The organism is Actinosynnema sp. CA-299493 (assembly GCF_050946825.1).
Lineage (GTDB): Bacteria > Actinomycetota > Actinomycetes > Mycobacteriales > Pseudonocardiaceae > Actinosynnema.
Genome location: NZ_CP191993.1, coordinates 5,238,358 through 5,251,204 on the forward strand (window position 1 = coordinate 5,238,358; position 12,847 = coordinate 5,251,204).

Sequence of the window (12,847 nt, forward strand, 5' to 3'; positions counted from 1 at the left end):
CCAGCGGAGGTGGCTGCGATGGACGGTGAACGTCTCGTCGAAACGTTCGTCGAGTTGGCCGACACCCTGGTCGAGGACTTCGACGTCATCGACTTCCTGCACATGCTCGTGGACCGGTGCGTCGAACTCCTCGACGTCGACGCCGCGGGACTGCTGCTGGCCGACCAGGGGGGCAGGTTGCAGATGATCGCGTCGTCCAACGAGCAAGCCCGGCTGCTGGAGCTCTTCCAGCTCCAGAACGACGACGGGCCCTGCCTGGACGCGTTCGCCACCGGCACCAGGGTCAGCCACCCCGACCTCGCCAACGCGGACGGCCGGTGGCCGAGGTTCACCGCCGCCGCCACCGCCGCGGGGTTCGCCGCCGTGGACGCGGTGCCCATGCGCCTGCGCAGCGAGGTCATCGGCGCGCTCAACCTCTTCCGCAACCGGTCCGGGGAGCTGGACGCCACCGCGTTGCGCACCGCCACGGCACTGGTCGACGTGGCCACCATCGGCCTGCTGCAACAACGGTCGATCCACCACCACCAGGTGCTGACCGAACAGCTCCAGGCCGCGTTGAACAGCCGGGTGGTCGTCGAGCAGGCCAAGGGGCTGGTGGCCGAACGCCTCCGGGTCGACATGGACACCGCGTTCGCCGCGCTGCGCGGCTACGCCCGCGGGCACAACCTCAAGCTGAGCCGCGTCGCCCACGACGTCATCGCGGGCACCATCGACACCCTCGGCCTCCTCGACGCACCACCCACCAAGGTCAAGCCACTCCGACGCTGACCGGACGGCCGGTCAGCCGCGCAGCGGCCTCGCGTGGCCTCCGACCAGTTCCCGGAGCGCGGGGGTGGGCGCCAGACCCAGGTCCAGGTGCAGGAGGCGGCTGAACCGGTCGAACGCGTGCACCGCCTCGGACCGGTTGCCCTCGGCCAGGTGGACGCGGATGAGGGCGGTCTGCGCGCTCTCCCGCAACGGATCGGCTCGGACGACCACGCCCGCCGCGGCCGTGGCGTCACCGAAGCGCCGCGCCGCGACCAGACCGTCCACCACCGCCTCCAACGCGTGGAGCCGCAACTGGCGCCAGTCCTCGGCCTCGCAGGCGATCCAGTCGTCGTACCAGAGCGGCAGCAGTTCCGACGACAGGGTGGCGACCGCCTCCACGCCCAGGTCCACCGCGGCGTGCGGACCGGCTTCCAGCAGGCGGTGGGCGAGCGCCTGGGCGTCGTGCAGATCGACCCAGACACCGGGCGCGAGTTCCAGGCTGGACGGGGTGACCAGCAGCGTGTCCCGGCAGGCTCGGTTCATCCGGATCGACGTCGACCTCAGGGCCGCGTAGGCGTGGCCCTCGGTCGCGTCCGACCACAGGGAACCCGCCACGAGCAGTCGCCCCACGGCCCGCCGGCGCGTCGCCACGAACGCCAGCAGGCGCTCGGCTCCACCGGGGATCGGGACTACGTCGGCCCCTGGACGAGCCGGAACCCGTCGAGGAGCGCGACGCGCGAACCGGCTCGGCGCCCGCGGGCCGCCAAGTGCGCTTCCGGCGCCGCGAGCGAGGTCACGGGCCCGATGGCGGCGTCGTGTCGAAGAGGTCCGAGAAGATGGTCACGGGTGGCCTTCCGGCTTTGACGTGCACGGTGTGCGCCGAACTCGCGCACTCGCGGCCGAGTCGAAGCCGGCTGCGGTGGAACCGTCGACTGACGTCCTGCCTGCCAGGTTACCAGCGCGGGCACGGTGAACGGCCCGGTCGCGGCCGATCCCTTGGCAGCAAACGAATCCGTCACGCGTGAGGCGGGATGCGCCGTCGCTCAAACCACCCGTTCAGGGGTTACGTTCACAGAACCCGGGATGACACGAGAAGCGACCCGGTCCCCTTCCAGGGCCTGGTCGTCGACGGCATGTCGTGTCCGCGGGTCGTTCCGTGCCGCCCGAGCGGCTACGACTCGCAGCTGCTGCGGAGGTCCGGCGGCACTCCGACGGGTCCGCAGGAGTCGGTGTTGTCGCCGCCGTTGAGGGTGTCCTGCGCGACATCGGTGCCCGGACCGCTGAGCGCGTCGTTGCCCGCGGAGCCGTTCAGCGTGTCCGTGCCGAGGTCACCGTAGAACGTGTCGTCGCCGACCTGGCCGGTGAGCGTGTCGTCGCCCGTGCCGCCGTAGATCGTGTCGATGTAGGCGGTGCCGGTGATGGTGTCGTTGCCACCGCTGCCGTAGACGGTCTTGCCGGGGTTGGCGCTGGTGCAGTCGATCGTGTCGTTCCCGCCGGAACCGAACACCGTGGTGTCGTTCTGCGTCACGTTGGGACCGGTGGTGCACGGAACCGCCGCCGAGGCGACACCCCCGCCCAGGAAACCGCCCACGACCAGGACGCCTGCGGCCAGGATCGGGTAGAGCTGTCGAGTTCGCACTTCGTCCTCCGCTTCATCTCCGGAAATCCGGATGACCACAGCGTGTTCCACGACGCGTCACCGACGCGTGACGCCTCGCGGCGCTCTCGGCGGGTCGGTCCATCGCCACCTCCGGCGCGCACAGGCGTCCGACGCCCACTGCCGGCCCACTGCCGGTTGAGGCGCCTGTCGTTGCCCCACAACGGCTTCAGGCAGCGGAACCGGTCCACACGGGACGGCGGGCATCAGGAATCGGGGTCCGGAGGCGCGGGCCAACCGCTCCGGCCGACTCGCTTCAGGCCGACTCGCTCCGGTCGTCCCGCGCGGGTGAGGCGGTGTCGATGTCGGCGCCGTTGTCGGCCCGGCGTTCGGTGCGGCCGATGCCGTGCCAGTCCAGGCAGAGCACGGTGGCGTCGTCCTGGAGGTGGTCGCCGCACGCGTGCCGCACCGCCCTGGTCACCGCCCGCACCACCTCCCGGGGGTGCAGCCCCTCGGTGTCGCGCAGCAACGCGGGCAGGTCGACGTCGGCGGCGTCGCGTTCGAAGATGCCGTCGGTGACCAGCACCAGCCGGTCGCCGGGCCGCAGGTCCAACCGCTGCACCCGGTACTCGTGCTGGGCGACGCCGAACAGCAGGTCGACCTCCAGCTCGACCTGCTCCGCCACGCCGTCGCGCAGCAGCAGCGGTGCGGGGTGGCCGGCGTTGACCAGCTCGCCTGCTCCGCTGATCAGGTCCACGCGCAGCAGCAACCCGGTCGCCAGCGAGCCGCCGCCGTGGTCCAGCATCGCCTGGTTGGCCTGCCGCGCTTGCCCGGCCAGGTCCCGACCGGCCCGACGCGCCCCGCGCAGCGCGCCGACCAACAGGGTCGCGGTCAGCGCCGAGGCCACGTCGTGACCGACGGCATCGGTCATCGACAGGTGCAGGGTCTCGCGGTCCAGGGTGTAGTCGTAAGTGTCGCCACCGATGTCGTCGGCGGGAACCAGGGCGCCGGCGACGGTGAACTGACCCGCCTCGCAGCACGACGCCGAGGGCAGCAGCTGGTGCTGGATCTCCGCGGCCAGGCTCATCGTCGTGGTGCGGCGACCGGTGTGGTAGAGGTCGGTGAAGCGGCGGTCGGTGAGGATGACGTAGGCCAGCGCGTGCGCGGCTTCTCCCAGCTGCGCCAACACGTCCTCGTCGAGGCTGGGCACGGTCACCTCCAGCACACCGACGCAGTCGCCGCGGTTGGTCACCGGCAGCACGACCCGCACCCCGTCGCCGTCCTCCTGTTCCTGCTCCTGCCAAGGCCGCTGGGTGCGCAGCACCTCTTCGTAGGCGCTGCCCCGCAGGTCGACGCGCTCCGCGTCGCGCCCGTCCGGGTCCAACGAGGTCGAGGTCAGCCGCACCAACTGCTCGTCGACGAGGTCGGTCAGCAGGTACGACACGTCGAAGGCCCCGAACCGCTTCGCCAGGTCACGGGCCACGACCTCGACCGACTCCCCCGGCGGCGCGCTCTCCGCCGCCGCCAGCACGTCACCGGTTCCCACCACGCCACCGTCCACGGCGACCTCCGACCACTCGGGGCTCCACCCAACCACACCACCCACGTGCCCGAGCACGACGAGGCCGTCCGCCGCAGGATCACCGCTCTGCCCCGACCGGTTCGCGCCTCAAGCCCGCCCTGAGCCGTCACCGGTGTCCCGGCCCGCGGCGACCAGGTTCAGGAAGGCGTACACGGTCGTGCCGTGAGGGCTGGTGTGCGTGCGGACCAGATCGGCGAGCTGGTTGACCAGGAGCAGCCCACGACCGCCAGCCTGCCCCGGCGCGGGAGGGCGGCGGCCCGCGAGGGGATCTGCCAGGTGTCCGCTGTCCTCGACCGCGCAGACCACGTGGCCGTTGTCGTGCCAGATCCGCAGCAGGCAGCCGGCCCCGGTGTGCCGGAGGCCGTTGGTGACCAGTTCGGTGGCGATCAGCTCGAGGTCGGCGACCCGCTCGGCGGCCAACCCCAGCCGCTGGGCCCGCGCGACGGCGAACCCGCGGGCGCCGCGGATGTCCGCGGTGGCGGTGACGGGAAAGCCCGCGGTGCGGGGTGCCACGTCGAACGGTCGGTTGTACCGGCCGACGATGGCATCGGGGTCGTACCGATCGCTGGCGCCGCGGTGGGCGCCGTGCCACACCGCGGGATGGGTGAGCAGGGCGTCGTCCAGGACGTGCGGGTCGAGGGACGAGGTGTCGTACGGGCAGAGGATGGTGGCGTCGCGTCCGGCGAACGCCAGGTTGATCAGCGCCTCGTGCTGGGCGCACGCGGGGTACTCCGCGTCGGTGCGGTCGGCCCAGATCGGCTCGCCGACGATGCGCACGTGGCCGCTGACGTGGGTGTCGGCGAACCGGCGCAGCACAGCGGGGATGATCCGGCCGGGGTTGCGGCCCGCGACCCGCATGTCGAGCATCCGCACGTGGGCAGCCGCGTCGCCCAGAGCGTCCCGCAGCAGCCTCATCCGCGCCCCGGGCACCGCCACGGCGACGGGCTGTCCGGCGGCCAGGCCGTCGAGGACGAAGGGCACGAGGGTCTCCACGTACTCCTCGTCGGAGGCGTAGAAGAACGCCGGGTGGGTGAAGCCCGCCGACGACGGCGCTTCCAGGGTGGTCATGTGACCGGTTCCCCGTGCCCGTCACGGAGTCGCGGATCATCAGCTCGGTCCGAAGTCGGAGCGAACGGCTTGCTGGTGGACATGTCCACCTCTCCGCCTAGGACGGGCGTCCGGTCGGCCGCTGTGCGCGGACAGGGACCGTCACCACGGAGTGGGTGTTCGAGTGCACGCACGCGACCTGCGCGAATGCCCACTCCTCTACGTCCGGGCCAGCATAGCCGGACGGCGCCGGGGGTCGAACGCGGTGTTCCGGTGTGCCTTGCGCCAACGCGGACTTCGGGACGTCGAGGGTGCCGACCAGCGCAAAGATCAGATGCCCGGCGCGAAGAGGGGCCCGGCGCCATGTCGGCGCCGGGCCCCTGGGGTTACGGGTTGACTTCCACCAACCGGTCCTGGGACCGGCTTGTCATGTCCACGCCACCCGCACGAACTCCGGATGACGCGGGGATCGCATGTACGTGACCGGAAACCACCATCCAATCGATCTGGAGTGCGGTACCCGCCCGGACGACTTCACTCCGCGGCAGGCGATCCGATGGCGTGCAACCCTTCCCTTCTCTGTCGTTCCTTGCCTAGCCCGTCGCCTTGCTCGTACTGCCTCGACGGTCGACGCCGGACTCTTCGAGCACTCCGGCTCACTCACTCCGGCTCACTTCACCGACCGCCTGCGGCCACCGTGCCGGAACCCCTTCCACTGATCGGCTCCAGCGCGCCTGACCGATGCTGCTACCACTGCCGACAGTCGGACCCCGGGCCGTGCGAACTGCTGTCGAGCGTATTGCGGTTGTGCTCCCGGTACTACTTGTGCCGACTGCTTTCGGCTTCGCCCGCAGAACCTTCCACTACCGGTCCCGGCCGGCGAGGCCGCACTGCTCCCAACTCGCGGGTAGTTCGTCATCTCCCGCGCCGATAGGACGTTCTCTTCTGTTCGACAAGGAGAACACTACACACACCGGCGTGCGAATGTCTACCCCAGCGATCACAGATTTCCTCGAACAGGTGGCCCAGGTGTGCCTACCTGCGGCGATGCTCCGGGCGACATCCGAGCGGCGAGGTGGCGTGGACCGGTGACCGGCGAGCGGCGGTGACCGCACGAAGCCGCGCCTCCGCGGTGTACGTCCGCGCGGCCCGGGTAACTGGCGTAGTGCCGCAACGAGCGATCGCGCGGCGGTAGGGCCGCTTCCAGCGGTCCGGGCCCGGGCGGCACGGAACGTTGAGCAAGCAGCGCCCGTGCCGCCCGGGCATCTCCGGCACGCCACCGCGTCGGTGTGGAAACCGGGGTCCTCGGGTACGTCGAGGCCATGAGCGCGGTCGAGCGGGTCGACTCCGGAGTGCAGGACGACGGCCGTGGGAGTGACCGCGGCCGGCTCGTGTTGAGCGTGGACCTGCCGACGTCACCGATGCCGGACCAAGAGCTGCGCCAGTGGGTGCGGGCGGCGTTGTACCGGGTAGGCGAAGACCACGCGGAGAAGGCCTGGTTGGTCCTCGCGGAACTGACGGCCAACGCCCACGACCACGGACGGTCCCCGGTCGGGATCAGGGTCTGGGAGTCGACGCCCTCGTCGGTGGTGCGGGTCGAGGTCGAGGACGCGTGCCGCGAGGCGCCCGTCCCACGGGCTTCGCGGTGGGGCGGGACGTGCGGATCCGGCCTGCTCCTCGTCAGCGGGTTGGCCCGCCGATGGGGTGTCGACATTCACCCGGCGGGCAAGACCGTGTGGGCCGAGCTGATCGACGAGAGCACCGCCGAGGCCCCGCGAGGACTGCCCGCAGAGCCGGGGCCCGATAGACCGGTGGACTATTCCCGGGACACGTTCCGGCCATGAACCCCGATATCCCGAAAATAAACCGACCACGCCCAACACGGGTACATCATCGACATTCGACCACGCCTCGACATGGCCGGCAGCCCCGCCGCCGACGACGGCAGTGCAGAGCCGTGGGCGGTCAAGCGCGGGTTGCACTACGCACTTCCTCACGGTTCCGACCGATCCGCCATCGGTAACCGAGATGGCGTACCGATGCCCGGTGACCTGCCGGATTTATGCGGTGCACGCTACTCAGGGTCGTTGTCAAGATTCCAAGGAAGACCACATCGGATCAGCGGCAGACCCGTTTCCCGATCCGCTTTCCGATGGTCCGTCGCTAGGCTGGGTTCCATCCCCGGGTCATCGACGGAAGAGGTGTGCGCCATGCCGGACCAGGTGCTGCTCGACAACATCGATCGCGTTTTCGCGATTCTCGACACGGACGGCGACGGTCGGATCAGCAAGGACGACTTCACGTCGATGGGCCGAGGAGGGGTGCGCGAGTTCGGGCTCGACGAGAACTCGTCGCAGGCCCGGCGACTGGTCGAGGGGTACGAGGGCATCTGGGACTACATCTGCGGCGCGGACCTGGACGTGGACGGCGTGGTGAGCGCAGCGGAGTTCCGGGAGGCCCACACCTCGGGACGGGTGACGACCGAGGTGCTGGTGCAGAAGTGGGAGTGGGCGTCACGGGGCAACTTCGAGGCGGCCGATGCCGACGGTGACGGCTACATCGACCTGGAGGGGTTCGCCAAGATCTACCGGGGAGCCGGGATCCCGGACCGGGCGGTGGCCGAGGCCGCGTTCGCGGCGATGGACGTCGACGCCGACGGCCGCCTGGACTGGGCCGAACTGTCCACAAACGTACGAGGCCTGTTCACGGCGACCGACGAGTCGGCCAAGGGCGCCCACATGGTCAGCGGCGACTGACCCCCGACAACCCCGACCGGCCGGAGTCCGGTGACGGTCGCCGATCCCTCGCCGACGCCGGGGTCGGCGGCTCAGCCGACGGGCTCGGAGCGCGGGTCGTCGAACCACGCCGTGGCGAACGCCTTGAGCGCGTCCAGGTCGAACTGGTCGCACTTCAGGGTCTGGTAGGCGTGCACGGCCTTGATCCGCTGGGCCTGACCGGGGCTCGCGCCGGCGACGACGCGGTTGCCGTCAGGGCCGGTGACGTGAGCGCGCAAGGCGTCCACCTGGTCGGCGGGCAGAGTGGCCGGGTAGTGCACGAGCAGGTAGCCATCGCCCAGAACGTGGGCGAAGTCCGGTTCGGGATAGGTCTCGGTGGGCTCGTAGAAGTCCTTGCTCGGGTGTCCGCCGTCGCCGAGGCGGTAGCTCTCCTCGTTCGGGCCGGTGGTGCAGGAGCCCAGCGCGTCCCGGTCCGCCTGGGCGGGTGACGGGGTGGCCACGAAGGGCAGCACCGCGGCGGTGACCAGGCCGGCGACGGCCAGCAGCACGCCGGCGGCGCGGGGCGCGCCCGACCAGGTCACGAACCTGGCCAGGAGCTTGCCGAGCACGGCCGCGGTGCGACGTGTGGACATGGCGAAGCTCTCCTGGACAGGGTCGAAGGGCACGCCCGATGGGCGAGACGAAGGCATCTCTACCAGGAGCCGGACGGTGGGCCGCGCCGCGCGTGGGCTCCGGCGAGCCGGATCACCACGGCGTGCACGCGCTCGTCCGCACACGGCCCCCCGAAGTCAGTCGTGGTCCGGGCGGCCGGTCACCTGGTGGTCGGCCGCCTCGATCGCCTCGCCCAACAACCGTCGCACGTGACCGCCGCGCACCCGGTACACCGCACGGCGACCGTCACGGCGCAGCGAGACCAGGCCGGCCAGCTTCAGCTTCGCCAGGTGCTGCGACACCGCGGGTCGTGCGATGCCCACGGCCGCGGCCAACGTCGTCACGTCGTACTCCGAGCCGCAGAGCAGCCACATCATCCGCAACCGGGTCGGATCGGCCAGCATCCGGAACCCGTCCACCGCCGCCTCGACGTGGTCGCCAGTAGGTAGCTGTTGCCAGTCATGCGTTGTTGCAACGTCGTCGCGTGCATACATGAGCACGTATGGTGTCAGTCGGTCCAGCGAAACGCCAGTCGACGGAGGTGCCACGCGATGCTCGCCATACTGTCCAACCGCACGTACCGACGCCTGTTCACCGCCCAGGTCCTCGCCCTGACCGGCACCGGACTGGCCACCGTCGCCCTCGGCCTGCTCGCCTACGACCTCGCCGGACCCGACGCGGGCGCGGTGCTCGGCACGGCGTTCGCCATCAAGATGATCGCCTACGTCGGCATCGGCCCCCTCGCCGGCGCGCTGGCCGCGCGTTTCCCCCGCAAACCCCTGCTGGTCTCCCTCGACCTCGTGCGCGCCGCGGTCGCGGTGACCCTGCCGTGGGTCGACCAGGTCTGGCAGGTCTACCTGCTGATCTTCCTGCTGCAAGCCGCGTCCGCCGCGTTCACGCCGACCTTCCAGGCAACCATCCCGGACATCCTCACCGACGACCGGGACTACACCCGCGCCCTGAGCCTGTCCCGCCTGGCCTACGACCTGGAAAGCCTGCTCAGCCCCCTGCTCGCCGCCGTGGTGCTGCTGGCCGTCAGCTACGACTCCCTGTTCCTGGGCACCTCGATCGGCTTCGCCGCCTCCGCGCTGCTGGTGCTCGCGGCGGCACTGCCGACCGCGAGCAGCGCCACTCCCCCATCGGGACGCACCCTGGCCGCGACTACCCGCGGTATCCGCGTCTACCTGCGCACGCCCCGACTGAAGGGCCTGCTCGCCGCACACCTGGCCGTGGCCGCAGCCGGGTCGATGGTCCTGGTCAACACCGTCACCTACGTCCGCGACCTGCTCGGACGCGACGAGACCGCCGTCGCCGTCGCCCTGGCCGCCTACGGCCTCGGCTCCCTGGCCGCCGCGCTGGCCCTGCCCCGCGTCCTGGACCGCCACCCCGACCGCCCCGTCATGCTCCGCGCCTCGGTCACGCTGGCCGCGCTGCTGTTCCTCGCCGCACCGGCCACCGCGCTGCTCGACGACCTGCGCTGGCCCGCCCTGCTGGCGCTGTGGGCCGCGATCGGCGCCGCCGGATCACTCGTGCTCACCCCCGGCGGACGCCTCCTGCGACGATCAGCGCACCGAGCCGACCTCCCGGCCGTCTTCGCCGCCGACTTCGCCCTCTCCCACGCCTGCTGGCTGCTCTGCTACCCCCTGGCCGGATGGCTGGCCGCCACCACCTCGATGACAGCCACCCTGCTGGTCCTCGGCGTCGTGGCGACCGCAGCCGCCACCGTCGCGATCCGGCTGTGGCCGGCCGGCGACCCCGAGGTGGTCGAACACGAGCACGACGGGCTCGACACCGACCACGACCACCTGGACGGCGCGCTCCTGGTCGACGGGCGACCCAGGCACGCGCACACCTACCGCATCGACGACCTGCACACCCGCTGGCCCTCGTGAACCCGGAGGTCAGTCGGCAGCGCCGTCCTGCCGTGTGTCGCTGAGACCGAGCCGCAGGTGCTCGACGTGGTAGACGGCGTGATCCAGCAGTTCGGCGACGTGGTGGTCGTAGAGCGCGTAGACCACCGAACGCCCGCGCCGCTCGCCCACGACCAGGCCGAGGTTGCGCAGCAGGCGCAGTTGGTGCGAGCAGGCTGACTGCTCCATGCCGACCTCGGCGGCCAACTCGGTGGCCGGCAGCGCCCCTTCCCGAAGCCGGGACAGGATCAACAACCGCGACGGTGTGGCCAGGGCCTGGAGGGTGGTCGCCACCTTCGCCGCACCGGCCGCGTCCAACCGCGTGCGCGGCACGACGTTGTCGCCGGTGGGGACGACTCGATGACCCATGAACACATCCTACGTTCAGGAACGAATGAAGACCTGTTCATGTGTTCCTGTATCGTGGCGGAGTCGTCTACGCGGAGGATCACCGCCACCATGTCTGCCACCCTCACCGATCGCCCGGCGCCCGTCGCGCGCACACCGGCCGTCCCCAGGCGGCGGACCCGCGTGTTCGCACTCGCGGAAGCCCGCTGGGCGGCGGCGGCCACGGTCGCGTTCCTGGTCGCCCTGCCGCTGCAACTCGCCGGCGTCCCGGCCTGGCTGTGGGGTCCGCTGTACGCGATCGCCTACGCCACCGGCGGCTGGGAACCGGCGTGGTCCGGGTTGCGGGCCCTGCGCGAGAAGACCCTGGACGTGGACCTGCTGATGATCGTCGCCGCCCTCGGTGCGGCGGCGATCGGGCAGGTGATGGACGGTGCGCTGCTGATCGTCATCTTCGCCACCTCCGGCGCCCTGGAGGCACTGGCCACCGCGCGCACCCAGGACGCGGTCCGAGGGCTGCTCGACCTGGCACCGGACACCGCGAACCGAGTGGACGACGACGGCAACGAGCAGACCGTGCCCGCGGCGGGACTCGCGGTCGGCGACGTCATCCTGGTCCGCCCCGGCGAGCGGGTCGGCGCCGACGGTCTCGTCCTGGACGGGGCCGGCGAGGTGGACCAGGCCACCATCACCGGCGAACCGCTGCCCGTGGCCAAGGAGCCGGGCGACGAGGTGTTCGCCGGCACCCTGAACGGCACCGGTGTCCTGCGCGTGCGGGTCGAACGCGACGCGTCCGACTCGGTGATCGCCCGGATCGTGGCCATGGTCGAGGAGGCGTCCGCGACCAAGGCCCCGACCCAACTGTTCATCGAGAAGGTGGAGCAGCGCTACTCGCTCGGCATGGTCGTCGCCACCCTCGCGGTGTTCCTGATCCCGCTCGGCTTCGGCGACGACCTGACCGGCGCGCTGCTGCGCGCGATGACGTTCATGATCGTCGCCTCGCCGTGCGCGGTGGTGCTGGCCACCATGCCGCCGCTGCTGTCTGCCATCGCCAACGCCGGACGCCACGGCGTGCTGGTGAAGTCCGCCGTGGTGATGGAACGCCTCGGGCAGGTCGACGCGGTCGCGCTGGACAAGACCGGCACCCTCACCGAAGGCACGCCCCGCGTCACCGACATCCGCCCGCTCAACGGCTCCGGCCTTGACGAGAACGCACTGCTGACCCTGACCGCCGCAGCCGAACGCCCCAGCGAACACCCCCTCGCCCACGCCGTCATCGACGCCGCCCGCACCCGCGGCCTCTCCGTGCCCGACGTCCAGACCTTCGACTCCACCTCCGGCGTCGGCGTCACCGCGACCGTCGACGGCCACACCATCACCGTCGGCACACCCGCCCGCCTGCTCGACGGCCCCGACGACGCGGCCCACGCGGTCGTCGCGGAACTGGAGGACGGAGGCCACACGGCGGTTCTCGTGCTGCGCGACGGGAAGCCGGTGGGCGTGCTCGGCATCGCCGACCGCCTGCGACCCGACGCGGCCTCGACCGTCACCGCCCTCACCACGCTGACCGGCCGACCCGCGATGCTCCTGACCGGCGACAACCACCGCGCCGCCGCACGCCTCGCCGCCGAGGTGGGCATCACCGACGTCCGCGCCGGACTGCTGCCCCAGGACAAGGTCGCGGCGGTGCACGACCAGCAGCAAGCCGGGCGGAAGGTGCTCGTGATCGGTGACGGCGTCAACGACGCACCCGCCCTGGCCGCCGCCCACACCGGCATCGCCATGGGCCGCGCCGGATCCGACCTCGCGTTGGAGACCGCCGACGCGGTCATCGTCCGCGACGAACTCGCCACCGTCCCCACCGTCATCGCGCTCTCCCGGGCCGCCCGCCGCCTGGTGGCGCAGAACCTCGTCATCGCCGGCACCTTCATCACCGGCCTGGTCCTGTGGGACCTGATCGGCACCCTGCCACTGCCCCTCGGCGTCCTCGGACACGAAGGCTCGACCGTCATCGTCGGCCTCAACGGACTCCGCCTGCTGCGCGACGCCGCATGGCGTCGAGCCGCCGGCGACAGGTGACCGCAGGGCGTGAGGCCGGTCGCCTCATCGGATCTTCCTCGATCGGGTCACCGCCTCGGCCTTGCTGGTGCTCGCGGCGCACTGCCGACCACGCGCAGCGCCGGCCCGCAGTCGGGACACACCCTGGCCGCGACGACACGCGGTATTCGCGTCT

General features: G+C 71.4%; 12 protein-coding genes. 5 read left to right on the forward strand and 7 right to left on the reverse strand.

Annotated elements, in window-relative coordinates; all coding sequences use genetic code 11:
- Positions 1–18: 18 nt before the first annotated feature.
- A complete protein-coding gene (locus ACQPYE_RS21785) occupies positions 19–768 on the forward strand; it encodes a GAF and ANTAR domain-containing protein (RefSeq protein WP_498713925.1) in 750 nt (249 codons plus the stop codon).
- Positions 769–780: 12 nt separating this feature from the next.
- Here ACQPYE_RS21785 and ACQPYE_RS21790 read toward each other — a convergent pair whose 3' ends face one another.
- The 4 genes from ACQPYE_RS21790 to ACQPYE_RS21805 all read right to left on the reverse strand — a co-directional run bounded on the left by ACQPYE_RS21790 (position 781) and on the right by ACQPYE_RS21805 (position 4,994).
- Complete coding sequence (locus tag ACQPYE_RS21790) at positions 781–1,398, reverse strand: AfsR/SARP family transcriptional regulator (RefSeq protein ID WP_498713927.1); 618 nt, start codon at positions 1,396–1,398, stop codon at positions 781–783.
- A gap of 520 nt (positions 1,399–1,918) precedes the next feature.
- Positions 1,919–2,386 carry a calcium-binding protein gene (locus ACQPYE_RS21795; RefSeq protein ID WP_498713929.1) on the reverse strand — a complete coding sequence of 156 codons (468 nt, stop codon included), beginning with the start codon at positions 2,384–2,386 and terminating at the stop codon, positions 1,919–1,921.
- Between the two features lie 274 nt (positions 2,387–2,660).
- Positions 2,661–3,950, reverse strand: a complete 1,290-nt coding sequence (locus tag ACQPYE_RS21800; RefSeq protein ID WP_498713931.1) for a PP2C family protein-serine/threonine phosphatase — start codon at positions 3,948–3,950, stop codon at positions 2,661–2,663.
- Positions 3,951–4,013: 63 nt separating this feature from the next.
- Entirely contained in the window at positions 4,014–4,994 is a 981-nt protein-coding gene (locus ACQPYE_RS21805) for an anti-sigma factor RsbA family regulatory protein (RefSeq protein WP_498713932.1), read from the reverse strand.
- Between the two features lie 1,268 nt (positions 4,995–6,262).
- Between ACQPYE_RS21805 and ACQPYE_RS21810 the strand changes: the two genes are divergently transcribed.
- Together ACQPYE_RS21810 and ACQPYE_RS21815 are read left to right on the forward strand one after the other, a co-directional pair.
- Positions 6,263–6,817, forward strand: a complete 555-nt coding sequence (locus ACQPYE_RS21810) for an ATP-binding protein (protein ID WP_498713934.1) — start codon at positions 6,263–6,265, stop codon at positions 6,815–6,817.
- 366 nt (positions 6,818–7,183) lie between these two features.
- Positions 7,184–7,729 carry an EF-hand domain-containing protein gene (locus ACQPYE_RS21815; protein ID WP_498713937.1) on the forward strand — a complete coding sequence of 182 codons (546 nt, stop codon included), beginning with the start codon at positions 7,184–7,186 and terminating at the stop codon, positions 7,727–7,729.
- Between the two features lie 71 nt (positions 7,730–7,800).
- On the opposite strand, the gene ACQPYE_RS21820 is transcribed toward ACQPYE_RS21815, so the two are convergent.
- Both ACQPYE_RS21820 and ACQPYE_RS21825 read right to left on the reverse strand, forming a co-directional pair.
- Positions 7,801–8,340 (reverse strand): DUF3105 domain-containing protein, encoded by a 540-nt coding sequence (locus ACQPYE_RS21820; protein WP_498713939.1) that lies wholly within the window; start codon positions 8,338–8,340, stop codon positions 7,801–7,803.
- 156 nt (positions 8,341–8,496) lie between these two features.
- The gene (locus ACQPYE_RS21825; protein WP_498713941.1) at positions 8,497–8,853 is read right to left on the reverse strand and encodes an ArsR/SmtB family transcription factor; all 357 of its coding nucleotides are present in this window, start codon (positions 8,851–8,853) and stop codon (positions 8,497–8,499) included.
- 57 nt (positions 8,854–8,910) lie between these two features.
- Between ACQPYE_RS21825 and ACQPYE_RS21830 the strand changes: the two genes are divergently transcribed.
- A complete protein-coding gene (locus tag ACQPYE_RS21830) occupies positions 8,911–10,251 on the forward strand; it encodes an MFS transporter (RefSeq protein WP_498713943.1) in 1,341 nt (446 codons plus the stop codon).
- Positions 10,252–10,260: 9 nt separating this feature from the next.
- Here the strand turns inward: ACQPYE_RS21830 and ACQPYE_RS21835 are convergent, their stop codons facing one another.
- Complete coding sequence (locus tag ACQPYE_RS21835) at positions 10,261–10,638, reverse strand: ArsR/SmtB family transcription factor (protein ID WP_498713945.1); 378 nt, start codon at positions 10,636–10,638, stop codon at positions 10,261–10,263.
- A gap of 90 nt (positions 10,639–10,728) precedes the next feature.
- On the opposite strand from ACQPYE_RS21835, the gene ACQPYE_RS21840 reads away from it, so the two are divergent.
- On the forward strand, positions 10,729–12,693 hold the full coding sequence (locus tag ACQPYE_RS21840; RefSeq protein WP_498713947.1) for a heavy metal translocating P-type ATPase: 1,965 nt from the start codon (positions 10,729–10,731) through the stop codon (positions 12,691–12,693).
- The last annotated feature ends 154 nt before the right edge of the window (positions 12,694–12,847 follow it).